23 protein-coding genes are annotated in these 26,557 nt (G+C 42.4%); 18 read left to right on the forward strand and 5 right to left on the reverse strand.

What is annotated here, in order from left to right; all coding sequences use genetic code 11:
• The first annotated feature begins 141 nt into the window (after positions 1-141).
• From T359_RS0115630 to T359_RS0115665, 8 genes are all read left to right on the forward strand, one after another.
• Complete coding sequence (locus tag T359_RS0115630; RefSeq protein WP_155840148.1) at positions 142-1,953, forward strand: ABC transporter ATP-binding protein; 1,812 nt, start codon at positions 142-144, stop codon at positions 1,951-1,953.
• Entirely contained in the window at positions 1,953-3,779 is a 1,827-nt protein-coding gene (locus tag T359_RS21840) for an ABC transporter ATP-binding protein (protein ID WP_026518280.1), read from the forward strand. The genes T359_RS0115630 and T359_RS21840 overlap by 1 nt, the downstream gene beginning before the upstream one ends.
• 354 nt (positions 3,780-4,133) lie before the next feature.
• Complete coding sequence (locus T359_RS0115640; RefSeq protein WP_026518281.1) at positions 4,134-4,676, forward strand: accessory gene regulator B family protein; 543 nt, start codon at positions 4,134-4,136, stop codon at positions 4,674-4,676.
• A 93-nt stretch (positions 4,677-4,769) separates the two neighbouring features.
• A complete protein-coding gene (locus tag T359_RS0115645; protein WP_026518282.1) occupies positions 4,770-5,495 on the forward strand; it encodes a LytR/AlgR family response regulator transcription factor in 726 nt (241 codons plus the stop codon).
• Positions 5,496-6,737, forward strand: coding sequence for a sensor histidine kinase (locus tag T359_RS0115650; RefSeq protein WP_026518283.1), 1,242 nt, complete (start codon positions 5,496-5,498; stop codon positions 6,735-6,737).
• A 159-nt stretch (positions 6,738-6,896) separates the two neighbouring features.
• Positions 6,897-7,046, forward strand: coding sequence for a cyclic lactone autoinducer peptide (locus T359_RS22250; RefSeq protein WP_081795621.1), 150 nt, complete (start codon positions 6,897-6,899; stop codon positions 7,044-7,046).
• Positions 7,046-8,206, forward strand: coding sequence for a hypothetical protein (locus tag T359_RS0115660; RefSeq protein WP_026518284.1), 1,161 nt, complete (start codon positions 7,046-7,048; stop codon positions 8,204-8,206). The genes T359_RS22250 and T359_RS0115660 overlap by 1 nt, the downstream gene beginning before the upstream one ends.
• A gap of 3 nt (positions 8,207-8,209) precedes the next feature.
• Positions 8,210-8,590, forward strand: coding sequence for a hypothetical protein (locus tag T359_RS0115665; protein WP_026518285.1), 381 nt, complete (start codon positions 8,210-8,212; stop codon positions 8,588-8,590).
• Positions 8,591-8,838: 248 nt separating this feature from the next.
• Here T359_RS0115665 and T359_RS0115670 read toward each other — a convergent pair whose 3' ends face one another.
• The 3 genes from T359_RS0115670 to T359_RS0115680 all read right to left on the reverse strand — a co-directional run bounded on the left by T359_RS0115670 (position 8,839) and on the right by T359_RS0115680 (position 12,614).
• Complete coding sequence (locus tag T359_RS0115670) at positions 8,839-10,113, reverse strand: metallopeptidase TldD-related protein (protein WP_026518286.1); 1,275 nt, start codon at positions 10,111-10,113, stop codon at positions 8,839-8,841.
• A gap of 16 nt (positions 10,114-10,129) precedes the next feature.
• A complete protein-coding gene (locus tag T359_RS0115675; protein ID WP_026518287.1) occupies positions 10,130-11,563 on the reverse strand; it encodes a TldD/PmbA family protein in 1,434 nt (477 codons plus the stop codon).
• Positions 11,564-11,645: 82 nt separating this feature from the next.
• On the reverse strand, positions 11,646-12,614 hold the full coding sequence (locus T359_RS0115680) for an AraC family transcriptional regulator (RefSeq protein ID WP_026518288.1): 969 nt from the start codon (positions 12,612-12,614) through the stop codon (positions 11,646-11,648).
• Between the two features lie 120 nt (positions 12,615-12,734).
• Here T359_RS0115680 and rhaB point away from each other — a divergent pair, with 120 nt between their 5' ends.
• From rhaB to rhaD, 3 genes are read left to right on the forward strand one after another with little or no spacing between them, the layout of a single operon-like run.
• Positions 12,735-14,180, forward strand: coding sequence for a rhamnulokinase (gene rhaB, locus T359_RS0115685; RefSeq protein WP_026518289.1), 1,446 nt, complete (start codon positions 12,735-12,737; stop codon positions 14,178-14,180).
• Positions 14,181-14,203: 23 nt separating this feature from the next.
• Entirely contained in the window at positions 14,204-15,466 is a 1,263-nt protein-coding gene (locus tag T359_RS0115690; RefSeq protein WP_026518290.1) for an L-rhamnose isomerase, read from the forward strand.
• 12 nt (positions 15,467-15,478) lie between these two features.
• Positions 15,479-16,303, forward strand: coding sequence for a rhamnulose-1-phosphate aldolase (gene rhaD / locus T359_RS0115695; RefSeq protein ID WP_026518291.1), 825 nt, complete (start codon positions 15,479-15,481; stop codon positions 16,301-16,303).
• Positions 16,304-16,367: 64 nt separating this feature from the next.
• On the opposite strand, the gene T359_RS0115700 is transcribed toward rhaD, so the two are convergent.
• Positions 16,368-17,789: an amidophosphoribosyltransferase gene (locus T359_RS0115700; protein ID WP_026518292.1), complete on the reverse strand. Its 1,422-nt coding sequence runs from the start codon at positions 17,787-17,789 to the stop codon at positions 16,368-16,370.
• Between the two features lie 574 nt (positions 17,790-18,363).
• Here T359_RS0115700 and T359_RS21845 point away from each other — a divergent pair.
• From T359_RS21845 to T359_RS0115735, 7 genes are all read left to right on the forward strand, one after another.
• Entirely contained in the window at positions 18,364-19,332 is a 969-nt protein-coding gene (locus T359_RS21845; protein WP_197027111.1) for an HD-GYP domain-containing protein, read from the forward strand.
• A gap of 89 nt (positions 19,333-19,421) precedes the next feature.
• Positions 19,422-20,468: a M42 family metallopeptidase gene (locus T359_RS0115710; protein ID WP_081795622.1), complete on the forward strand. Its 1,047-nt coding sequence runs from the start codon at positions 19,422-19,424 to the stop codon at positions 20,466-20,468.
• Positions 20,458-22,611: an ATP-dependent helicase gene (locus tag T359_RS20735; RefSeq protein WP_035784726.1), complete on the forward strand. Its 2,154-nt coding sequence runs from the start codon at positions 20,458-20,460 to the stop codon at positions 22,609-22,611. Before T359_RS0115710 ends, T359_RS20735 begins: the two co-directional genes overlap by 11 nt.
• Positions 22,612-22,679: 68 nt before the next feature.
• Positions 22,680-23,270 carry a TetR/AcrR family transcriptional regulator gene (locus T359_RS0115720; protein WP_026518294.1) on the forward strand — a complete coding sequence of 197 codons (591 nt, stop codon included), beginning with the start codon at positions 22,680-22,682 and terminating at the stop codon, positions 23,268-23,270.
• A gap of 91 nt (positions 23,271-23,361) precedes the next feature.
• Positions 23,362-24,207: an ABC transporter ATP-binding protein gene (locus tag T359_RS0115725; RefSeq protein ID WP_026518295.1), complete on the forward strand. Its 846-nt coding sequence runs from the start codon at positions 23,362-23,364 to the stop codon at positions 24,205-24,207.
• Positions 24,204-24,884, forward strand: coding sequence for a fluoroquinolone export ABC transporter permease subunit (locus T359_RS0115730; RefSeq protein WP_026518296.1), 681 nt, complete (start codon positions 24,204-24,206; stop codon positions 24,882-24,884). The genes T359_RS0115725 and T359_RS0115730 overlap by 4 nt, the downstream gene beginning before the upstream one ends.
• Complete coding sequence (locus T359_RS0115735; RefSeq protein WP_026518297.1) at positions 24,881-25,585, forward strand: hypothetical protein; 705 nt, start codon at positions 24,881-24,883, stop codon at positions 25,583-25,585. Before T359_RS0115730 ends, T359_RS0115735 begins: the two co-directional genes overlap by 4 nt.
• A 48-nt stretch (positions 25,586-25,633) precedes the next feature.
• Here T359_RS0115735 and T359_RS0115740 read toward each other — a convergent pair whose 3' ends face one another.
• Positions 25,634-26,551, reverse strand: a complete 918-nt coding sequence (locus T359_RS0115740) for a magnesium transporter CorA family protein (protein WP_026518298.1) — start codon at positions 26,549-26,551, stop codon at positions 25,634-25,636.
• Positions 26,552-26,557: the final 6 nt, after the last annotated feature.

Below are 26,557 nucleotides of genomic sequence, written 5' to 3' on the forward strand. Positions count from 1 at the left end.
CAGTCCTTTCTTCTAATGTACCGCACCCTATAACATAAATAAAGTGCGTAAGTTAATGGTTACTCAACTTACACACTTTATTTTACATAGTCAAGTAATAGCTTATGGATTTTATCTAAGCTTAAAGAATTTGATTTTATATTGCCCAATTTTTTAATTGCAATGATTGTATTGTCTCCATGTGCAAGTATAATTAGCACATATCTTCCAGCAGTAGTGATTGATAAGCTAATTGGAGGATATTCTTTAACAACAGTTTTGCTATATGTAGTCTGCATGGTGGCGATAATTGTTTTATTTAAAACAATTACATGGCTAGGACAGCAAAAAATAGCATCATCTGTTAATCTAATGCAACGCATTACTGGCGATATTATCGGCAAAGAATTAAGCATCAATTATGATTTGCTGGAGGATCCTTCGGTTCAAAAAAAGATAAATAATGGATTGGCTGCGTCGAGAAGACCATGGCATCTTTATGGATTTTACTTGGGAATTTATAACTGCGCACAATACATTGTTGCAGTTATTGTTTACGCAGTTATAGTTGGAAAAATAAATGCGATTATTCTTGCTATAGCAGTGATAAATGTATCTTTGGGAATGTTTTTTCTTAACATGGCAAGAAAAAAGCATGCTTCATACGCTGATAAACTTCAGCTCGATGCCAAGAAGGCTATGTATATCAATCGAGTATCAATGGATCAAAGGGCGGGAAAAGATATAAGGATATTTAACTTATCTGGATGGCTTTTGAAAAAGTATGATAGTTGCTTGGACAATATGGAAAATGTATATTCGCATATACATAATGGATATTTCTTGGCAAAAGCTGGTTCAGAGGTGCTCGGTAGCTTTTTTGATTTTTATGCGTACGCATATCTTATTTATTTGCTAGCAGCAAATAGAATTGATATATCATCTTTTGTTCTCTTGCTCGGAAGTATAAGAGGTTTTTCTTCAGCACTTGCTGAGCTTATTGGTAAATACTCTACGCTTCCGCCATTTTCTGTAGCAATAAGTTATATAAGAGAAGCACTAGAACAAAAAGATAATAGTGGATGGGAAGATACAGTATCAAATGAAAAAATAGATTTGATTAAGAAAGATGGTATAATTCTTAGACTTAAAAATGTATCTTATACCTACCCTTGCACATCTAAGCCTACACTTGAAAACGTTAATTTGACGATAGAAAAGGGCGAGAAGCTAGCATTATTAGGACTAAATGGAGCAGGAAAAACTACTCTTGTAAAAATAATATGTGGCTTATATAGACCAACCTCTGGAGAAGTGTATATTAATGATTTTCCGCAGAGAAGTTTTTCATATGCTAATTGGCAAGCACTTGTATCTGTGATGTTTCAAGAATCAATCTTATTGCCATGGACTATAGATGAAAACATTATTGGAAGTCAAGCATCGCAAGATGCTTCTGGAAATAATAAACTTGTTAAAGCCCTTGAATTATCTGGTTTCAAAGATAAATATGATTCTTTACAGATAAAAGGACATTCCAAGTTGGTGCGAGAAGTAAATGATGATGCTGTGAGTTTTTCAGGCGGGGAGATGCAAAAATTACTTTTTGCCAGAGCTCTTTATAAAGAATCACCATTAATTATCTTAGATGAGCCCACATCGGCTTTAGATCCTGTTGCAGAGAATAATCTATATATGAATCTTGCAACAGCTGTGAGTGGGAAAACGATGATTTACATTTCTCATAGGCTTTCCAGCACAAGATTTTGCGATAGAATAGTCCTTCTTCAAGGAGGAAAGATTGTTGAAGAAGGAACACATGAAACTTTAATGGATAGAGATGGAATATACAAACATCTTTTTGATGTACAAAGTATGTACTACAAAGAAATGGATGAAAAGAAAAAAAGAGCAATAGTTTTTGGTGATAGTTTTGACGATACTATGCCTCAAAAACTGGATGGAGTTTTCTGATGCAAAAGGAAGAATTATATAGCATAAAAAGGCTTTTTTTAGATTATTGCAGAATGGATATAAAGATGCCGGTAATGTGTCTTATCGGAGCTTTTTTGAAAGCAATGGCGCCCTACATAACTATTGTTCTAATAGGGCGACTAATTGATGCTGCAACGCTCGGAGTTGATGTAAAAACACTAATAAGTTGGGCTTTGGTTGCAATAGTTTTATCAAGATTACTTACAATTATTTCAATTAAGATAAAAGAACTCGCAAGTGCTAAGGAAGAATACATGGTAGAGATTACAAATAGAGTCTTTGCCGAAAAAAGCCTTACAGAAGATTATGAGCATCTTGAGGATCTAAAGTGGAATAATATTAGACAGCAATTTGAAGCAATGAACAAAAGTGGTTCAGGAATATTTGGGAAGATGTTTGAACTACTGGATAAAATATCTGAAGGCTTTTTTTCACTACTTTTTTCTCTTGTTGTAATGATTCCACTTATTATGAATAAAGAAATAGATAGCATGACTCCTTTTTCTGGTAATATCTCAACTGTCATAATGATAGTTTTGATTATGATATTGCTTGTGTTTAAGCTAAAGTGTGGATCAGTGATAATGAAGGAAGGTTTAGATACAGAGACTGTTTTAAGTGCGCCGTATACTAAGAAAACAGGGTGGTACAAGGATACTTTATCTGTAATAGAAAATGGAAAAGACATTAGAATATTTAATCAGTTAGATGGTGTAAAAAATGACTATGATGATGCAGAAGATCATATTCTTTTAATAATGAAAAAAGCGTTAATGGCTTATTTTAGGGAAGAAGCGTTAACAGAAATAGTTATGGGAATATGCACTATAATAATCTATACTTTTGCAGTCTATAGAGCTTATATAGGACTGCTATCAATTGGTGAAGTTATTACAATAGTATCTGCTGTAACAGAGACGTTAAAATCGAATACTCTTATTGTTGAATTTATGGAAGGATTACCAGCTCTTGCGGAGAGAAGTATTTTCTATTGCCAATATATGGATATGGGTGCGCGTAATCATAAAGGAACTATTGCCACAGAATCTATAGAAAATAATTTTTCTTTTGAATTTGAGAATGTAAGCTTTAAATATCCCGGAACAGATAATTATGTAATAAAAAACTTAACCCTCACACTCGATAGTGGTAGCAAATTTGCAGTTGTTGGGCCAAACGGCTCTGGAAAAACGACATTTATAAAACTGCTTACACGATTATATGATGTAACAGAAGGAACTATAAAGCTAAACGGAATCAATATTAAAGACTATGATTATGATGAGTACATGCGTTTATTTGGCGTAGTATTTCAGGATTTTTCAATTTTGTCTTTTAAGATTGGTGAAAATGTGGCAAGTGACGATGTTATGGATGATTCAAAGGGAACAGAAGCAGTTGCAAAAGCAGGCCTTGCAAATTTGATGGGGAAAATGCCTGATTGGCCGGAGAAATACGTTGGAAAAGATTTTTCAGAAAATGGCATAAATCTGTCTGGAGGAGAAAAACAAAAACTAGCCATTGCAAGAGCTATATATAAGGATGCTCCTTTTGCCATAATGGATGAACCAACAGCAGCTTTAGATCCAGTATCTGAATGTGAGGTGTTTGCTGGATTTGACAAGATGGTTGGAAAAAAGACAGCACTATACATATCACATAGACTGGCATCTTGTAAGTTTTGCGAAAAAATACTTGTTTTTAAAGATGGAAATGTGGTTCAGCAAGGTAGTCATGATGAATTGATTATGAATGAGGGGTTATACAAACGCCTATGGAATGCGCAAGCGCAATATTATGCATAAGTGGATTTGATAATAAAAAGCTGTAGCAATTGATAATTGTAATAAATTTCTATGGATTTCTATTAGAAGTGTCCAATAGCTGCCTTTGTGGTTGCGATAACTGAATTCAAAATGGATAAAATCATGCAGGAATAAAATTAGTAAGATAGTAAAAGTCGGCACATTTGATGAATGAACCGCTCCTTGTAATAGTTTGGGGTATTATGTAAAGGTGAGTTATGTCTGATAAAAAAATAATTGAGCATTTTTGCAAATAATTACGAGTAGGACGTTAATTATTACAATTAAGACAGATTTATCTTTTTCAGTAGTATGGTTTATAAGGAATTTATATTATTGAAAGGGATAAAGTAATTGAGCAATTATACTGATGAAGAAAAAGAAATTGCCTTATATGGATTAAAACGCCTGGGGATATTTATGGCATCTATGGCAGTGGTCGCAATAATTGGACTGATTATGGAAAATGTTTTGGGAGTATTTCTGTTTTTGCTTTTTTTTATACCACTCAGGATATTTGCCGGAGGCTTGCATCTTCCATCTATATGGATGTGTGCAATAGCATCATCACTGTTGATTGTGGTGATTGCAGTTATTCTTAACAATACTGAAGGGGGATGGATTTATGGAAGGATATGTTCAGCAATACTCCTGGCAGGAGCTTTTGTAATAATACTGCTGGCACCTGTAGATACCGCGAATAAGAGACTTTTTAAGGAAGAGAAAGTAAGGTATAAAATCATATCCATTGCTATTACAATAGTTGAGGTGGCAATATTCTTTATATGTCTGGATAATGGTTTTATAAAAATGCTTTTATTTTTGGTAATCACGGTAGAGGCTTTTTATCTTACAGTACAGAAAATAGTTAATTGTATAAGTGCAAAAAGGAGTTAATGTGAAAAGTAAATTATTTAGAGACAATCCTACTATTGGAGGTGAAGAAAACACGGTACATACTGAAAATCCCATAAATGGGGGGGTACAACAATGTACAGAGTAGCCATATGTGATGATGAATTCCTAACTTGTCAGGAAATTGAAAATATAATACTAGAGAATACTGATGTCTTGAAAGCATCATTCGATATAGATGTGTTTTATACAGGAGAAGCACTTATTGAGCATATCAGGTGCGGAGCATCTTATGATTTCTTTATCCTTGACATAGAACTTGCCAAGGCTACAGGAATTGACGTGGGAAAATACCTGCGTGATGAAAACAGAAATTTCCATACACAGATCATATATGTATCATCAAAAGAAACTTATGCAATGAAGCTTTTTTCTGTTCAACCTCTAGATTTTATTGTAAAGCCGGTAAAACCAGAGGCGCTTATCAGGGCCATAAACCGGGGATTTGAGATAATAGGAAGAGCAGAAGATTTTTTCACATGCAAGTCTGGAAAAGAAAACATCACAATAAGCTGTAAAGAAATTCTGTATCTATCAAGCGATAAGAGGGTTATCAATATAGTTTGCTGTGATGAAACTATTGAATATTATGGAAAGTTATCAGATGAGCTTAAAAAGCTCCCTGATTATTTTGTTCAGATACATAATTCCTACATCATAAACTTAAATGCATTAAAGATGAGCAGTAATGATCATGTTATCATGAACAATGATGAACAGATCAGCATCAGCAGAAAATATACAGAAACTTTTAGGAACAGAATGTTTTCACGCTGGAAGAAGATTAATTGTGAGGATTAAATGGAATACTATCTGATTAATATAATATGTAATATTGGCCTGGTATTTTCTATATGTCAGTTTTTGGGGGACTCCCTACAATTTGATTTTGAAAATAAAAATAAGGTAATGATATTTTCAAGCATTTGGGTTGTTGCCACATTTGCTATAAATGAATGGCTTCATATACCTATGATAAATCTTATTGTCAATATTCTTTTGATGCTGCTTATAGCAAGCGCCTATGAGGGCAGTTTAATAAAGAAACTTTTGACCTGTATTTTTATAGCAGTTCTGGGTGCTACCTGTGATATGCTGGCTTATGTAGTAGCAACACCATTTTTGAAAGAAGATGATTATTTCTACAGTGTAACTTTTACGGTGCTCTTTCTTCTTATAATAGAAAGAGCCCTGGGCGTAGTAATTCGTAGAGGGAAGACTTGGGATATAGTTGGAAAAGAGATGCTGGCACTTTCAGGATTCCCGGTTATGGCGGCGATTATCCTTTATTGTGTTACAGCTATGGATTCAGGCATATACAGATTTGTAGCCTGTATATGTGTTGTAGGGATTTCACTGTTATCAGTGAGTCTATATAACAGCCTGGCCATAAATCTTGGTGACAGGATGAGAAAAGAGTATCTTGAAAGAGAAGTAGAAGCATACAGACATGAGATGGAGCTTATGCGTATATCAAACAGAAAAGAGGAGAATCTGAGGCATGATCTCAGGCATCATCTGTTTGAAATAGAAGGCCTGGCAAAGCAAGGTAAAAACGAAAAGGTCTGTGATTACATAGAAGAGATGCGCAGTACTTTTGCTGATTCAAAACAGATGGTACATACTGGGGAGTATGAAACAGACAGTCTTATCAACTATCTGCTTGATAGTGCAAAGAACCATCAAATAACAGTGGACTGTGATATAAAGATTCCTGAAGACATAGATGTATCGCAGTGCAAGCTTAATGTTATAGTAGGAAATCTTCTGGAAAATGCCATTGATGCTGCGGCAAAGGCTGAAGAAAAGAAGATAATATTTACCATGCAGTTTTCAAGAGGGGTTCTGTTTCTTCGGATAAAGAATACATATGGAGGAAATATAAAGATTGAGAACGGTCGTGTCCATGGAAAAAGGAGCATTAATAGTCATGGTATAGGTCTAAGGAGCGTGCAAGATCTTATAAGTCAGCAGAACGGAAATATAGATATAAAAGCTACAGAAGAATTTTTTGTAGTAGAAGGGATGATTCCTTTGACATAAAAACATTAGTGTACCGGTATCGGATGTAGAAAAAGACATCTGATACCGGTTTTTATGTCAAAAGTTACGAGTAGAGCGTTAATTATTACAATTAGGATTTTTTTGAAGAAAAAGATCTTATAATTTGGAGCATAAATAAAACTTTGGGAGGTATTTACAATGAAGGTTACAGAAACTATGAAAGATGCGGCGTTAAAAGTTGGAATGATTATGGCAAAGGTTGATACAAACACCACTTGTCTATGGATTAACTATCAGCCAAATGAACCAACATGTATTGCCAAGATGAGGCAAAAGGGGGAGATTTAATGAGTAATAATAAGCTGTTTAAATCCATTATGGTATTATGCATGTCAGCATCGGTGTTTATTATCTGTATTCTGATGGCGTTTGTATTTATATACAAGGATGAAGCAGATAGTAATGCTTTCTCTGAAAAAATGGAGTGTGAATTGGATAATATAGAGAGCTCCAAGTTAATACCAAGCAATTCAGATCAAGAAACTACGAATACTATTAATTCTTTTTACAATGTTAACCATTATTACAATATTTCAACCAAAGTATGTGATGGAAAGACACTTGTCGAAACCCCGGAAGGAATATATGTAACAGATAAAAGCAATACCAGTTTTGAAAAAGTGACAGATGGGGACCACTATTTGGGAGCTGTTGTAGATGATGGAGTGTATTTATGCGAATGTGTCACCAATAATTTCGAAGAACATTATAATTTAGCGTTTTTTGATATAGATGACTATAGCATTACTAGGCTGGTTGAAAATGTGGATATTTCTGATTCTGAAGGGTATTCGCAATATATTGGAATGCATATTGAAGGTAAGCATTTAGATATTGAAGGAACAAAAACTTTTTCCAGATATTTATTGGGACCGGAGCATGAAGCTGACTTGGAGGGGGTATATAGAGATCTAACTAATCATTATTATCCGATTGTTGCAGTTTTTGATGCTCATATCAATAATGCATATATGACTGATAGAACTGAGAGTATAAAAGGTAATCTGCAGATCGAGACGTCCGAAGGCAAAAAAAATACTATAGAAGGAGTAAGCGATGTATTGTTAACGCCATATGGAGCATTATTAAGAAAGGTCGAAGAAGAAAATAATAATATTTTTCTTGTAGATTACGCTACAGGAGATGAAAGGATAATTTATAACAGTAAAATCAATGGGGATAAGTATGTTGGGTATAACACATACGATAATAATGGGTTCTATGGCTTGCAGATTATATCGGAAAAAGAGTATGCAATAATTTTTTGTAATTGGGAAGGCGACATTAAAGAGATATATAGAATCAATTCAGATAATACGCTTTTGGGCTCTACATTAAATATGAGTATAGTCGGAAAATGGTTATATTTCTATGATGTTACAGATTTCCTTATGAAGCGAATCAAGATTGATGAACCATATTTAATTGAAACTGTAAAGGAGAATTAATGTATGAAAAGGATAATTGCAGGGATGATTGCTACTGTGGTTTGCAGTGTTATGTTAAGTGGCACGACAGTATATGCAAATGAAAATAGCGAAAGTGCAATAGAGGAACAATGGAAAATAGATTTGCCTGAGCTTAATCCTATACCAGATCCACACAAAATTGATCCTGAGTATATGTATGCTGTAAGGGTTAGCAGTGGAAATTTAAATGTTAGGGACTGGCCGGTAACGGGAAAAGTTATAGCAACATTACCAAATGGTACCTTAGTTGAATCTCCCTTTATTACAAAAGGGAAAGCAAATGTGCCTGGATGGTTGTGGATTGCTTCGCCTGTTGAAGGTTATGTTAGCATGAGCTATTTAGAATATCCCGGAGGAAGATGATATCAGGATCAGGAACAAATTATTGAGTATGTGCATACCCCCTGTTGTTAAAGAGTATCAGAGCTACATTTGTAGAAATATTCGGAAACCGCTAATTTACTGCGTAAATTGCTAATTCCTCATATTTGTTTGGGCCATAAAGTCAAAATGCTTAACATGCCAGCATGTACGCATTTATGACTTTTGGCACCTATATCATGTTATTTAATTAAGTATATTAAAAGAGAACCGTCCCCACTGACTTCTGCTTACTCCGCCCCTGCGATTGTAACATTCTCAATCTTAATCACGGAAGGAATGAGATTGCAGTCATATTGGGTCTGCTCCTTGGAGAGCTTCATGTTCTTAAGAAGCTCGGGAAGGCTGCCTGATACGGAGCCGCCTGTTACGGGAGTTACCTTGTCGCCATCGTGATAATATGCAAGACGGATCTCGCCTGCAATATCACCGGTAATGGGATCTACGCTGAAATCAGAGAATTCAACGGGTTCAAGGTAGGTTCCGCAGCGAAGCTCTGCCTCTGTGCTGCTTCCGCCATCTACAGCGAAGTTTCCCGCAATAAAGGAATCCTTGATTCCAAGGTAATATCTGAATTGAACGTCACCCCAAAAATTCTCGGGAACATTATCCTTTAAAAGATACATATCACGGATCACAGCACCCTGGCTGTCTACAGGTCTGTTGGCTGAGGAATTGGGCAGTTCCTTTACTGCCTTCATGGTGATCTTGTCACCGGCTACGCCCTCAGCGATTTCCTTGCCGATCTCCCAGTTGGAGAGGCCGCGGTATTTAAGGCTTGCCATAAGCTTAGCACCGAAATACTGGAAAAGAGTGGTAGCGTCATTGGTGGAGAAGAGAACTGTTGCCTTCTTAAGGGCAGGAGTAGGTGTTGCCACCAGTCTGTCTTTTCCGAAGCGAAGGGTGTCGGTAAGCTCTTTTACAATATAGTCTTTGTCGCAGCTTCCGGCCTTGTACATGCGGTACAGCTCGATCTCGTGATCATCCTTTCTGGCGTTGACCACCACCTCAACCTGTGAGCTGGGATAGGTAAAAGTAACATCAATTCCCTCAGAGTTGACGTAGCGCTTGGTGCATTTCTCCGCGAAGATCTCGTAGGAGTTGATATCCTCGGTTGATGTCTCAGGGATCTGCTGAAGGGCCTCGATATAGTCCCTGGCCATTTTCTCTACGTCGTAGTCCTTATTCTCAATCTGGGTATTTTCCTTGTTGAGCTCAAAATAAGCATTTTTAACAAAGGTTGCGCGGTCAAGAAGATCCTCGATGATTTTTTTGGCCTCAGCCTCTGTTGCGGTGGGAGCAATCTCGTCTGATGCGCTTCCCAGGAACTTGCCGTCTTCAAGAGCCTTGTATACTGTAACGTTAATGTGCTCAACGTCGCGAACTCTGTTCTGGTCAAGCTTGTGGCCGATGAAGTAAAACTCCCAGCCCTCTGTAACTGTATCTGAAACCTCATAGGCAGTAGCGCCGGAGGCTTTCAAAAGTTCAATAATCTTGTCTGTCATTTTTTCCTCCTATTAATCAACCAAGTCTTGCTCTTGCCTTGAGATACGGGCCGCCGTCGGATACCTTGACCCATTCCTTGTATCCCTTGCCGCAGGCACCGTTTCCAAAGGATACATAGTCCTTACTTGCCATTGTGATGGAACCGAGAAGATCTGGAACATAGCCGGTCAGAACCACAGGGGAAACAACCTTGCCTGTGAGCTTGCCGTCAATAATCTCATAGCCCCTTGCGATGATGCACTGAATACCCCAGTGCTTGGGATCCTCCATGCCTGAGAACATGCCGGAGAGAAGATAACCTTTCTTAACAGATGCGATCATCTCTTCCTTGGTGTATTCACCGGGATCAAACATGGTGTTGGTCATTCTGGTGTAGGCCTTGTGCTCGAAGTTCTGACGCTTGCCGTTACCTGTGGGCTCACAACCAAGACGCAGGGCAGCAAGAGCGTCGCAGACACCGGTCTTAAGGATTCCCTTGTCAATCTCGATAACGTCTCCTGCCAGGGTTCCCTCGTCGTCAAAAGCGTAGCTTGCAACGTCTTTTACGCATTTAGCGCCTTCGTGCATGGTAACTTTATCGGAACCTACGCGCTTGTCGATGTAGGAAGCGCCAAGAGCACGCTTTTTAACGAACATATCCATCTCAACGCCGTGGCCGAAGGCTTCGTGGGCGATAAGGCCGGAAACCTCGGGAGTTGTGATGATATCGTACTCGCCGGGCTCAATGCGCTCTGAACCTAAGTTGTCATTAAGCTCCTTGAAGGTCTTCTGAATGGTCTCTCCAAGAAAGTCAAAAATGTGGGGGCCTTCTCTGTCGGATACGCCGTTGTGAGAGTAGTCCATCTTTTCTCCGCGAACACCTGTCATAGAGATGCCGCCTTCGGAGTAAATATAGCTCTGGCGAAGGTCCTTGTTCTTAGTCAAAAACATCTTGCAAACGTGGGTGGACTGGGCTCTTACGTTGCAGTCCACAATCTCTTCGGAAAGAGACATGCCTTCGCTGCTAAAGCTTATGAGCTTCTCCATGAGCTTTGCAAGATCAGTGGTCTCCGGAAGAGAGTCTGTTTCCATCTCCACAAAGAGCTCCTGAGGCTCGTCCTCAAGCATCTTGGTGGTATAAACCTGAGAACCTGTCTGTTCTAATAAAGAAATCTGTGCGTCAAGGATCTTTCTGATCTTGTCCGCAGTCTCTTTTACCTTGTCAGGATCAAAGAGGTTAAAAGAGTATTCGCTGTAAAGTCCGTTCTTATAGACTCTTACTACGTTTCCTCTCTCTGTCATAAGTGTGTTGCCCGTAATGGATTTAACCCTTGGGGAAGCTGCCATGGAAAAGCCTACAGAATCTGTAGAAAGCACACTGACATAATCAAAGTACTGGGAAAGCTCTACTATAAGCTCTTTCAGGCCGGCGGCAATGCTTCTAAGATATGGTGAAAATTCTGCCTTCATCAAATGTCTCCTTTCACAAAATAAAACATTTTTCTGCATTCGCAGACTCGTTTATTGTAAGCCATTGCTCACGTATAATCAATCATCTTTGAAGGCTCCTTTTTCGATATTGCCTTGGGGAACAGCCGTATTTCTGGGCAAAGACCTTATAGAAATAGGCGCTGTTTTCGTAGCCTATCTTCTCTATGATGCTCTCCGTGGTCAGAGGGGTATTCTCCAGGTAATAAGCGGCCTGCTGGAGCTTGCGCTGCTGAAGGAGCTGCTTGAAATTGCAGCCGGTGTTGTTTTTAAGAAGCCTGCTTAAGTAGGCGGTGGAGTACCCTGTAATATCCGCCAGCTGTTCAAGGCTTCCCTTCTCGTAGTTGTGGTCTATGTACTCCAGCGCTGTGATGGTGATGTTCTGACCCTTGGAGCGCATGTCCTTCAGGGTGTCTGCTGAAAGGGCAGCAAGGTTCATCAAAAGAAGGTCCATGGTGGAATGGACGATCTGATTCATGTCATCAGGATGATAGATGAGAGTCCAGATAAGGTTCTCCATCAGATTTTCAACAGCGATTACCCCCTCTGCGTGATAGAGGAGGTAGTCGCTGTACCTTTTTTTCTCGGAAAGGGAGGCTATGATAAAGTCCCTGAGGATATTTTCCCTGTCGTAGGACACATTTCCCCTGGAAAAAAACTCCGGTAAAATAATAAAATTCAGTGCCAGATCCTCCCTTTTGCAGGGCATGATCTCGTGCCTTGCGTGGCGGTTCATCAGAAGGATGTCGCCTTTTTTTAATGTTATGGTATCGCCGTCCACGATTCTTGTGGTAAGGCTTCCGTGGAGCATCACTACCATTTCGATGTAGTTGTGTCTGTGCTCAGGAAAGTGCGCAAACCTGGTGTGGGGGCGGATCGCGATGAGCTTGCCCTGCTGAAGGAGCTTGCTGCTGTCTACCACGAATTCATCCTCAGAGGTGTAGAGATCCTTGGAAATTCCCGCATTTTCCTTAACGATTTTTTCCTCTTCCGCTGTAATTTTATATAGATGATCAAGGATTTCTTTTCTCATAATATGTCCTCAGAATTAATGTCAAATAAGGTTCCATTTTGGCGCTAATATGGTCCTAGAATAGAGCGCTTGCGCATACTATTATAGCATTATAAACATGAAATGTATTGGGGTACGTATATGAACAGATATTTTTTAGCAATTGATATTGGAGCCTCCAGCGGAAGACATATGCTGAGCTGGATGGAAGAGGGCAAAATGATGCTCAGAGAGATGTACCGCTTCGAGAACAGGCAGAAGGAGAAGGACGGGCATCTTTGCTGGGACCTTGATAACCTTTGGGAGGGTGTTACAGAGGGACTTAAGGCCTGCAAAAAAGAGGGAATGATTCCGGAGACCATCGGCATCGATACCTGGGCAGTGGATTTTGTTCTGCTGGACGGTGAGGACAAGCTTATAGGCGATGCGGTGGCTTACAGAGATGACCGCACCAAAGGCATGGACCGAGAGGTTTTTGAGCTGATTCCAGAGAGAGAGCTCTATGAGAGAACCGGAATCCAGAAGCAGCCCTTCAACACCATCTATCAGCTGATGGCGGTGAAGAAGCAGGCGCCCCAGGACCTTGAGAAGGCCGAGACATTCCTGATGCTGCCGGATTACCTGAACTTCAGGCTTACAGGAGTAAAAAAGCAGGAATACACCAACGCCACCAGCACCAATTTGGTGAACGCAGCGGATAAGACCTGGGACAAGGAAATCATCAGAAAACTGGGGCTTCCCGAGAGATTATTCGGCGAGCTGTCCGTTCCCGGAACCATAGTTGGCCCCTTAAGCCACGAGCTTGAGGAAAAAGTAGGTTTTTCTGCCACAGTGATCCTTCCTGCCACCCACGACACCGGATCAGCCTTTTTGTCGGTGCCTGCCAGGGATGAATCCTCAGTTTATTTATCCAGCGGAACCTGGAGTCTTCTGGGAGTTGAGAACCTTGAGCCCATCACATCACAGGACGCTCAGAAAGCAAACCTCACCAACGAAGGCGGCGCTTTTTACAGATACAGATTCCTTAAGAATATCATGGGACTGTGGATCATCCAGTCCATCAGGCGCGAGCTCAACGGCACTGAATATGTTGAGGGAAGAAAAAGTAAGTATGCCACCGGTAAGATCTACAGCTTCCCGGATCTTATTCAGGAAGCCGGAAACAGTGCGGATTTTGAGACAGTGCTTGACGTCAATGATGAATCCTTTTTATCCCCGGTCAGCATGATAGATGCCATCAAGGACTACTGTAAAAACAGTGGTCAGGCAGTCCCGGAGACTGTGGGAGAGATCATGCAGTGTGTATACATGGGACTTTCTAAGTGCTACGCCGATACGGTGAAGCAGATTTCCGAAATCACGGGAAAAGAAATAACCGCAGTAAATATCATAGGTGGCGGCTGCCAGGATGCTTATCTAAACGAGCTCACCGCAAGGGCAACAGGACTGCCGGTATTTGCAGGCCCCATCGAGGGAACTGCCATAGGCAACCTTGTGATACAGATGATAAACGCAGGAATTTTCAAGGATCTTGCAGATGCCAGAGACTGCATTTTCAGAAGCTTTGATATTAAACAGTTTGGATAAAAACAGTTTGGAGGGAGTAAAATATGAGTTACGAACAGGCAAAAGAGAGATACGCGGCAATCGGAATTGACACAGAAGCAGCCATTGAGAAGCTTAAAAATGCAGAGATAGCGCTTCACTGCTGGCAGGGCGATGACGTAAGAGGCTTTGATACAGATCCAAGTAAGCCCCTTACAGGAGGAATCCAGACCACCGGCAATTATCCGGGAAGAGCAAGAACCCCCGAGGAGCTTATGGCTGATATCGATGAGGTACTTAAGCTGATTCCCGGAAGAGCCAAGATGAACCTTCACGCCAGCTATGCCATTTTTGATGAGGAAAACGGCGGCTGGGTTGACAGAGACAAGCTTGAACCCAAGCATTTCAAGAAATGGGTTGATTTCTGCAAGGAGAGAAAACTGGGCTGCGACTTTAATCCCACCTTTTTCTCACATCCTAAGTGCGATCCCCTGACACTGGCTTCTCCCAATGAGGAGACAAGAAAGTTCTGGATCGAGCACGGCAAGGCCTGCATCAGGATTTCCAATTATCTGGCAGAGGAGCTGGGAGAGACCTGCGTTATGAATATCTGGACCGGCGACGGCTTCAAGGATGTTCCCGCAGACAGAAAGGGCCCCAGAGACAGATATAAGGATTCCATCGAGCAGATCCTGTCTGAGCCCTTTGACTTTAACAAGGTTAAGCCCTGCGTAGAGTCCAAGGTTTTTGGCATCGGCGTAGAGTCTTATACCGTGGGAAGTGCTGAGTTTACCCTTACCTTTGCGGCCACACACTCAGATAAGTGCATTCCTCTTATGGACAACGGACATTACCATCCCACAGAGGTTGTAAGCGACAAGATTCCTGCGCTTTTGTCCTTTTTCCCCAACATCGCGCTCCACATCACAAGACCCGTGCGCTGGGATTCCGACCATGTAGTTCTTTTTGATGATGAGACAAAAGAGATCGCCAAGGAGATCGTTCGCTGCGGAGGCCTTGAGGGCAGAGTATTCATGGCTCTTGACTATTTTGACGCCTCCATCAACAGGATCGGTGCCTGGGTAACGGGCTTCAGGAACACTCAGAAGGCTCTTTTAAATGCCCTTCTTACTCCCAATGAGGAGCTTAAGAAGCTTCAGGACAGCAGCAATTTCACCAGACTTCTTGTTGAGCAGGAAGAGCTTAAGACCATGCCCTTCGGTGATGTATGGAATGAGTACTGCAGACGCTGCGGCGCTCCTGAGGATGGCAAATGGTTTGAAGAAGTTGAAAAATATGAGAAGGAAGTGCTCTCTAAGAGAGTATAAAGGAGATTTATCATGAAAGTATTAGATGCAGAATTTACAAAAGGGTTTATCCGTATGGCCAATGACGGCTGGGAGCAGGGATGGCACGAGAGAAACGGAGGCAATCTGTCCTATAGAATGAAGAGCGTGGAAGTTGAGCTTGTTAAGGAGGACTTTAAAGCGGGAGACTGGCAGGATATCGGAACCACAGTTCCCGGCCTTGCAGGGGAGTTTTTCCTGGTTACAGGCTCCGGCAAGTTCTTCAGAAACGTCATCATCAAGCCTGAGGACAGCCTGTGCATCGTGGAGATAGACGAAAAAGGCGAGAAATACCGCATTGTATGGGGCCTTGTAAACGGCGGAAGACCTACATCAGAGCTTCCTTCCCATCTTATGAACCATGAGGTAAAAAAGAGACTTACAGACGGTCGATACAGAGTTATCTACCATGCACATACCACTAACACCATAGCCCTTACCTTTGTGCTTCCACTTACTGATGAGGCCTTCACAAGAGAGCTCTGGGAGATGGCTACCGAGTGTCCTGTGGTATTTCCTGACGGTATCGGTGTTGTGCCCTGGATGGTTCCCGGAGGCAGAGAGATCGCAGTAGAGACCAGTAAGCTCATGGAAAAATATGATGTGGCTATCTGGGCTCATCACGGAATGTTTGCAGCAGGAGAGGACTTTGACCTCACCTTCGGACTTTTGCACACCGTTGAGAAGGCAGCAGAGATCCTTGTTAAAATGCTCTCCATGACAGGACAGAAGCGTCAGACCATCACTCCTGATGATTTCAGACATCTGGCTAAGGACTTTAATGTAACTCTTCCTGAGAAGTTTCTTTATGAGAAATAATAGCTGAGAAAAAATTGTGGCCGGGGACAGTCCCCGGCCATTTTCATCATAAAAAATATGTAATTTACTCTTTACCGCTCCAGCAGTAGGTGCACAGCTTGCAGGGCTCAAGAGGAATTGCCTCAACCATGTCATCAAGACGATGGTAGTGAAGTGAGGTGAAATTCAGCTCTTTTCTGATTTCCTCAAGCATTGCCTCATACTGAGGTGAATCGGGATCTGTGTACTTCCTGATGGTATCTTCGTTAGGTGAAGGATAACCCTCAAGCTTCTCAATTACACGTCTTGTGATCAGCTCCATCTCGGAGTTGGATCTTGAGAAATTGAGGTATTTACAGCCATAAATAAGAGGAGGGCAGGCAGGTCTTATATGAACCTCTTTTGCGCCGCTCTTATAAAGGAACTCTGTGGTCTCACGAAGCTGTGTTCCTCTTACGATGGAATCATCGATAAGAAGAAGGCTCTTGTTATTGATGAGCTGATTGATAGGAATAAGCTTCATCTTGGCGATAAGATCTCTTCTGGACTGCATGGTTGGCATAAAGGATCTTGGCCAGGTGGGGGTGTATTTTACAAAAGGTCTTGAATAAGGGATTCCTGAAGTGTTGGAGTAGCCGATGGCGTGTGCAACACCGGAATCCGGTACTCCTGCAACAAGATCGGGGTGGAGACCCCTTTGCATATCACGCTGGGCAAGCTTGGCACCACAGCCGTATCTTACCTTTTCTACATTAAGCCCCTCATAGCAGGAAGCCGGGAAGCCGTAGTAGATCCAGAGGAAGGTACAGATCCTCATATCATCGAAGGCAGGAGCCACGATCTCAACACTTTCCGGGGTGATATAAGCTATTTCCCCGGGCCCCAGCTCTTTATAATGGTCATAACCAAGGTTCAGGTATGAGAAGCTCTCGAAGCATACGCAGTAGCCCTCGTCCTTGTGACCTATCTGAATAGGAGTTCTGCCGTATCTGTCTCTGGCAGCATAGATTCCTTCAGGTGTCATCAAAAGAATGGACATGGAGCCCTTGATGACCTCCTGGGCGTAGCGAATACCCTCAACAATAGTTACCTTCTGGTTGATAATGGATGCCACCAGCTCGGTGGGGTTGATATCTCCGCCGCTCATCTCCAGGAAGTGAGAGCGGTTGTCAGCAAAAAGCTTGTTGGTGATTTCATCGATGTTGTTAATCTTGCCTACTGTTGTGATGGCAAAGGTGCCGTGGTGTGATCTTACGATCAGTGGCTGGGGCTCAAAATCAGAGATACAGCCGATTCCGAGGTTACCCTCCATTCTCTGAACATCATCTTCAAACTTAGGTCTGAAATAAGATCTTTCGATGTTGTGGATCGAACGGTCAAATCCGTTCTTTTTGCTGTAAACTGCGAGTCCGGCACGACGTGTGCCAAGGTGGGAATGGTAATCAGTACCATAAAAAAGATCAAAAACTGCACTTTCACGAGATGCTACGCCAAAAAAACCGCCCATGGAATCCTCCTAATGCGTTATATTTTTAGTTGCTTATGGTAAAAGCCCAATAACAGAATGTATTCTAACATATTCCGGGAAAAATTGTTTGATGAATTTTATTTTTATTTTCCTTTTGTTACCAATGTTTTACTGGATGATATCTGCGGCAAAATGATATAATGTTAGTGAATATACGCAAAAATGCAATAATGATTTCCTTTATGAGGATCACAGCATGGTATTACAGGTTTTACAAAGTCAGTGGTCAAGAGTACTGGTAGGTATTTGGTTTGCATTTACCAATGCATCCATACTTGCCCAAAAATCAGATGATAAAAAACATTTTTTACGCAATTTTATCGTCTTCTTTTTCATTGCCGCAACAACCATTGCTGTATTAACTGATATTTTTTATGAGTTTATCAATTCTGTTTATCTGGATCAGGCCATTGCAGGATATGATTTAAACATGCAGATGGCTACAAAGATGCTTTTCAAAGTATCTATGGATTTAATCACATTTATTATTCCGTCGTACATTTTTTCCAAAATTCTGCACGAAAAATGGAGCTTGGGGGCAACTGTCTATTTTATGTATGTCATTATGGACAGAATGTGCATGCTGCTTTCTTTGACAGCAGCTTCTTATCTGGTTGTATTCATTGTGACTGTCATTGTCGCAGTTGCTTTCTTTTTTACCAGAATGCAGTATGTTATAGAACATTCGGATATCATAGAATGGCTTCCCGTTCTTCATTATCAATTGGGCTTTTTCTTCCTTCTGGATGCTTTGTATGGAGGCTATTATATCTTCTCAGGAGCGCCGGATAATGTTTTTGATGTAAAAAATCTGTGGATGGATGCCATCGCAATTGTGTCATTTTTATTCTTTGCAGGATTTGCAAGGCTCAATATCAAAGCCTCCAAGGAACAGGCAGAAAAAATCGAGTATATGCGGGAACTGCAGGATAGTGAACGAGCCATTATTGCCAAGCTTTCGGAAATATCTGAGGCCAAGAGCGGAGAGACAGGACAGCATGTAAAAAGAGTGGCTGAGTATTCCGCCCTTCTTGCAGCGGAATATGGCTTTAACGATGAGCAGGTTGAGCAGATAAAGATTGCATCCATGATGCATGATGTGGGAAAACTTCTGGTTCCAAGAGAAATAATTGAAAAACCCGGTAAACTCACTGAAGAAGAAATCAAGATAATGAGACTTCATACCACATACGGAGACGAGATTCTGGCGAATTCTAAAGGAGAAGAGATAGTTATGGCGAGGCTTATTGCCAGCCAGCACCATGAAAGATGGGACGGCACCGGTTATCCCAATGGGCTGTCGGGAGATGATATTTCTCCTTTTGCCCAGATCGTTGCTGTGGCTGATGTTTACGATGCTCTTACCAGCAGGAGATCCTATAAAGAACCCTGGGACAGCGAACAGGCAAGGGCTGAGATTGTTGCCCAGAGCGGAAGTCAGTTTTCACCTATTGTTGTCGAGATTTTTGACCGCAGCTTTGATAAGATCCTTGAGATACAAAAAGTTTATGCGGATGAGTAAAAAGTCAGATAAAATCAAATGTTTATCCCCATGGGATTTGTGTTATTCTAATAAGGCGAAATTAGTCATTTACCAAGGAGAGAAGAAACATGAAAAAGATTTCACTGACAAAATATACGGATTTCATTGTTGAAGAGACGACCAGGCTATTAAACATCGATTCACCCACAGGTTACACACAGGAAGCAGCGCTTTGGGTGCAGAAAGAGTTTGATAAGCTTGGTTTTAAAACGTTTATAACCAATAAGGGCGGCGTTATCGTTGATCTTACCGGCAAGGACAAGAAAGACGGCCTTCTTCTTGAGGCCCACACCGATACCCTTGGCGGAATGGTGGCAACCATCAAGGACAATGGAAGGCTTGAGCTTACCAACCTCGGCGGCATGAATCCCAATAACGCAGAGACTGAGAATGTACGCGTTGTTACCAAGTTTGACGGAATATATGAAGGAACCTTCCAGCTTAACAACGCTTCAATCCATGTAAACGGCAAGTACAATGATGAAAAGAGAACCTGGGAGACCTGCGAAGTCGTTCTTGATGAGGATGTAAAAAAGAAAGAGGACACAGAAAAGCTGGGAATCTCAGTGGGAGATATCGTTTGCTTTGAGCCCAACGTAAGAGTTACAAAGTCAGGTTATATCAAGTCCAGATTCCTTGATGATAAATTAAGCGTAGGAATCCTTCTGGGACTTGCCAAATACATTAAAGATAAAAAGATCACTCCAAAGAGAGCTCTTTATGCCCATATTACAGTATTCGAAGAGGTAGGCCACGGCGGCTGCGGCAGTGTTCCCGAGGGCTGCACCGAAGCTATCTCCGTGGATATGGGCTGTGTGGGACAAGGTCTTACCTGCACTGAAAAACAGGTTTCCATCTGCGCCAAGGACAGCGGAGGACCTTACAGCTATGATATTGTAAAGGGCCTTGTGGAAGCAGCCAAAAAGAGCGGCGCGGATTACGCGGTGGATATTTATCCCCACTACGGAAGTGATGTTGAGGCCACACTTCGCTCAGGAAATGACCTTAAGCACGGCCTTATCGGCGCAGGCGTATATGCATCCCACGGATATGAGAGAAGCCACAGAGATGGGGCAGAGAATGTACTGAGGCTTTTGATCGAATATGCACTTTGATACAGAACAGGTTTTTTTTGAACAATACGGACAGAGACTGAATGATGAGCAGCTTAGGGCTGTAAGGACCGTTGAGGGCCCGGTTCTTCTTCTGGCGGTGCCCGGAAGCGGTAAGACCACGGTTCTGGTGAACAGGCTCGGATACATGCTTTATGTAAAGGGAATCAATCCCGGGAATATCCTCACCCTGACCTATACCGTGGCTGCTACCGCAGATATGGCCAGAAGATTCAGGGATCTTTTTGGAGAAGAACCAGCCGAGGACCTGGAATTCAGAACTATCAACGGCATCTGTGCCAAGATCATCAGCCACTACGGAAGAATTATAGGCAAAAAATCCTTTGACCTAATCACAGATGAGAAGCTATCCGGCAAGATTCTCACTGACCTCTATGTAAAGCTCATGGAGGAATACCCCACTGAGAGCGATATCAAGAACATCCGAACTCTGATAACCTACTGCAAAAACATGATGCTTACAGAGGATGAGATCAGAAAAAGAGGTGAAGAGGAAGATATAAAGCTCTGGGAGATATACGACAGGTACAATACAGAGCTCAAGAGCAGAAGCCTTATGGACTACGACGATCAGATGATCTATGCCTACAGGATGCTCAAGGGCTCCCGGGAACTCCTTGATTTTTACAGGAATAAATACAGATATATCTGCGTGGACGAGGCACAGGACACTTCCAAGATACAGCATATGATAATATCCCTTCTTGCGGGAGAGACAGGCAATCTTTTCATGGTGGGCGACGAGGATCAGAGTATTTACGGCTTCAGGGCCGCTTATCCCGACGCTCTCCTTAATTTTGAGAAGGATCATCCCGGAGCTAAGGTCCTTGTGATGGATAAAAACTACAGATCCAACGCCAGGATCGTTGAAACCGCGGACCGCTTTATCCAGAAGAATTTCAGCCGCCACGAAAAGCACATGTGTGCCACCAGAGAAGCTTCTTCCGACATTTCTTACGTCAATCTTAAGAGTCGAAAAGACCAGTACAAGTACCTTTTTGATATAGCAAAAGACAATCAATCCCAGACAGCGGTGCTCTACAGGGACAACGAGTGCATTTTGCCCCTGGTGGATCTGATGGAGCGTGAGGGGGTGACCTACAGGATAAAAAGCGCGGATATGGCTTTTTTTACCCACAGAGTTGTGGTTGATGTGACAAATATCCTTAATTTTGCGCTTAATCCCATGGATCCTGAGCTTTTTATGAAGGTATACTTCAAGTTTCAGACATACCTTCGTAAGCCTGATGCAGAGCAGATGTGCTATATTGCGGATATAAAGCACACAGGCATCTTGGATGCTGTCGAGGAACTGGATATCAACAAAAGAATCCTGGGAAATGTCAGAGCTCTCAGGACTCATTTCAGAAACATGAGATCCGAGACTCCCGCCAAGGCCCTCTGGCGCATAGATAATGCCATGGGCTACGGAGATTACCTCAGGGACAACAACATGGATGAGGACAAGCTCTTTATCCTTGAGATGCTGGCTCAGAACGAGAAGACCATTCCGGAATTCCTGGAGAGACTGGAGCAGCTTAGAACGATCCTTACCGAGAAAAGAGAGAACTACAGGGCGGACTTCATTTTGTCCACCATACACTCCAGTAAGGGCCTTGAATATGACAATGTCATCCTTATGGATGTGATAAACGGCGTCTTCCCGGGAAAGATGATAAAAAGCTTTAAGACCGCTACCCCTCAGGAAAAGCAGGACTATGAGGAGGAAAGACGTATCTTCTACGTGGGAATGACAAGAGCCAGGGATAAACTCACAATTCTTAAGTATGATGATGAACCCTCGGTTTTTGTGGGAGAGCTGTCTCCTAAGGTTAAGAAGGAATCAGCCAAAGCGACTGCAAAAAAGAAAGAAAACATCCTTACAAAACCAACGCCTCTTCTTAAGAAAAAGGCGAAACCTGTATCCTCCGGGGAGGATGTACCGGAGAACCTTATAATAGGGCAGAGGATCAGTCAGGAGCGCTATGGTGAGGGTGTTATCAGTGATGTGAGCTGGGATGAGGATGAGATTCCCACCAAGTTCACGGTAGAGTTTGATGACGGCACCGAGAGGAAGTTCATGTTTCCCTTTGCCTTTACCACAGGAATGAAGATTCTTGAGTAGTTGACAAAAGAAAATAATGACATTATACTGACTATATCAACAGATTTAGTCAAAAAGGAATATAGATTATGCCTAAGAGCTATTCGGATCAGGAAAAGGAATATATAGTCAGGCGCCTTAAGGAAGAGGCCGCCAAGTGCCTTGCCCAGTACGGCGTAAGACGCACCACGGTGGATGAGCTTGTTAAGCGCGTCAACATTCCCAAGGGAACCTTTTATCTGTTCTACAAGTCCAAGGAGCTTCTGTTATTTGAAGTGATCCAGGACCTCCACGAAGCCATTAACAATGAGCTGGCAACGGCGCTGTCACAGATGGCGGATCAGCCCATCACAGCAGAGGTTCTCACGGAGCTTGTCTTTGAGTTTTTCAAAAAGACCGAGGAGATGCCCATACTGAAGCTCATGGATTCAGGAGAGGTTGAGCTTCTTGTGAGAAAGCTTCCTCCGGAGGTGGTGGCGGCCCATTATCAGGATGACACCGATACAATAGAGCAGATGTTTTCCATGTTTCCCATGAAAAAGAAGGTAGATGTCAAGGTTGTCAGTGCTGCCTTCCATGCAGTGTACTTCGCTACACTGCATAAGGATGAGATTGGAGCTGAGCACTATGATGAGGCGTTGAAGCTCATGATCTACGGAATACTTAAGCAGATTATTTGATTTATACAGTCCGGCTTATGGCCGGACTAAATACAACTCTTTTATTGACTAAACAAACACATATGGTCAAATAAACCTAGGAGGAGATGCAATGATTGAAGTAAAAAACCTTACCTTTAGTTATACCAATAAGCCCTTTATCACGGATATGAACTTTGATGTTAAAAAGGGCGAGATCTTCGGCTTTCTTGGACCCTCCGGAGCAGGAAAGAGCACTCTTCAGAAGATACTTCTGGGAATGCTTCCGGGGTATCAGGGACTGGCAACAGTAGGGGGCACAGAGTGCAGAAAGCATGGAGACAGCTTTTATCAGATGATAGGCGTTGATTTTGAATATTCCACCATGTACGAGAAGCTCACAGCCAGAGAGAATCTTGAGTTCTTTTCCTCACTTTACGAAGGAAAAAAGCGCCCCATAAATGAGCTTTTGGAGAGGGTGGGACTTGAGAATGACGCAGACAAAAAGGTTTCTGATTATTCCAAGGGTATGAAAAGCCGTCTTAATTTCGTCAAGGCTCTTATCCATGATCCGGAGCTGCTTTTTCTGGATGAACCCACCAGCGGCCTTGATCCCACCAACAACCGCATGATGAAGGACATGATCCTGGAGGAAAAGAAAAGGGGAAAGACCATACTTCTTACAACCCACAATATGCAGGATGCCACAGAGCTTTGTGACAGAGTTGCCTTTATCGTGGGAGGTCAGATATATGCCCTGGACAGCCCCCACAACCTGATAATGTCCAAGGGTGCTGCAAAGCTCACCTACACCTGGGATGAAAACGGAGAAAGGAGCGGCAGCTGCAGGCTTGACTGTGTGGCTGATGATCAGCGGTTAAGTAAGCTCATTTCAGAGAACAGGCTTCTTTCCATTCATAGCAGTGAGCCCACGTTAAATGACATTTTCATTGAGATCACAGGGAGGACTCTGGTATGAGAATGAAAAATCTTTTTATCTGGGACGTAAAGTTCCAGGCAAGATACGGCTTCTATCTGCTGTATACCTTTTTGACCATATTGTATGCGGCATTTATCCTGGCCCTTCCCATATCCTGGAAGGAGAGGGCCGCTGCGATCCTGATATATTCGGATCCTGCTGCCATGGGCCTGTTTTTTATGGGAGCCATCGTTCTTCTGGAAAAGAGCCAGAGAGTAACGGCATTTATGTCCATAACTCCCGTAAGTGCCAGGGAATATGTTGCTTCAAAAGTTTTTTCTTTATGCGCGATTTCTGTGGTTGTGGCTGTGATTATGGCTGCCGCATCCGGCAGCAGGTCAGTGATTTCAGTTGCGATGGGAACTCTTCTTGCGAGCACAGTCTATACCCTCTGCGGCATTATAGTGGCAACGAAGATAGTGAGTCTCAACCAGTTCATTCTTGCCACGGTGCCGGTGGAGATTGTTGGATTTGTGCCTGCTGTGCTTGGATTATTCTTAGATCTGCATCCCGGCTTCCGGCTGTATCCTCCGGTGGCCTGTATGGAGCTGGTGGCGGGAAAGGAACCTTCAGCAGTTGGGATGCTTCTTACCATTTTGACCATTATTCTGCTATTTTGGACAGCCTGCCGCCTTGTGAGAAAAATGTGGCAGGAGCAGGGGGGTGTTAAGCTATGAAAGCTGTAAGACTGAGTTTTATGCAGATGATAAAGTTTATGGCGGCGGATATGATGCTGCTGGCGGCTGGAGTGTCCCCTGTTCTTATGGGGGCAGCCATCAGATTCGGAATCCCCTGTATTGAAGGGCTTCTTATGGAATTTACGGGACTTCCCCGGGTGATCTCGCCCTACTACGGACTTATCGACATATTGTTTGCGGCTATAACTCCCGCCATGTTCTGTTTTGTGGCTGCCATGGTGATGCTGGAGGAGCATGACGATCATATCGACAGGTATCTTTTTGTGACGAAACTTGGCAAAAAAGGCTACTACATATCCCGGGTAATTCTGCCTGCCATGCTGGCTTTTGCAATAACATGTGTTATACTCCCAATATGCGGACTTACCGAAATGGCTTTTATAAAAGTCCTGTTTCTGGCCATATCAGGGACGCTTCAGGGAGTAATAATCGCCATGCTTGTAGTGAATCTTTCCTCTAACAAGCTGGAGGGAATGGCCCTTACCAAACTGGCTTCTCTTCTGATGTTTGGGGCCGCAGGACCATTTTTCCTGGAAACACCTTACAGCTATATGCTGTTCTTTATGCCATCCTATTGGACCGGAATGATGGTAACCTGTAACAATTCGCTGTATGTGATTCCGACGGTGATGGTTTCCGCGGTGAGGATCCTTATATTGGCAAGACGCGGTAGATATTAGAAGTTTTGAGAGTGTATAATATTTTTATACACTCTTTTTTTTGGGAAATCAGATAATCTTTTTGATCTTAAAGTATGCAAGGCTTCCGGCCACGATGATAAGACTTGCGATGATCACAACAGGATAACCAAGTCTTGATTCCAGCTCAGGCATGTACTTGAAGTTCATTCCATACCAGCCGACGATAAGGGTCAGAGGCATGAAGATGGTGGTAACCACGGTGAGCACTGTCATGATGCGGTTCTGCTTAACATCAAGCTGTGACTGATAGAGGTCGTTGAGCTGAATGGTGTAATCACGAAGATGGGTGGCTGCGTCATAGAGCCTGTCCACGCGGCTTGAGAACATATGGAAGTATCTGAGATTGTCCTCGTCAAAAAAGCCGTTCTCATTTTCCTCAAGTTCCTGACCAAAGTCCTGAAGCTGCTCATAGTGGATACGAAGGTCTCTTATATCGCCGCGGATCTCGTTGTTTCGCTGGATAGGAGCTTCCTCCGTATTTTCCATGATCTCTTTTTCTATCTTCTCAAGTTCTCTTTCATATCTCTGCATGATCTGCAGGTCATCATGGATCAGCATTTCAAGGAAATCATATAAGAATCTCTCAAGAGAAGGTTTTCTCCATTTTTTGTTTCTCTGGATGCGTTTTACCAGTGATAGAGCGCTTCTTCCCTCATCAATGAAGACAATTCCCGTTTCGTCCAGTGCAAAAGAGAACTTCTGGATCTCATCTGTTATGGCTGACTGGGCGGGAATACAGAAGGTTCCGGTGAGAGAGTCGTAGTTAACCTCGGCTTTGGTGGTAAATACGTCATCAGGATTTATATCAATATCGATACCCATATCGAAGTTTTCGCTCTGCTCCTGCCACTGCTCAGGTGTCAGAACAGCTACATACGGAGAACCCGAATCGTGACATTGTGCTGCGCTACATTCTTCCAAAGTATTACGAATTAAAAAATACATGACTTG

Source organism: Butyrivibrio sp. MC2021 (genome assembly GCF_000621605.1).
Lineage (GTDB): Bacteria > Bacillota > Clostridia > Lachnospirales > Lachnospiraceae > Butyrivibrio.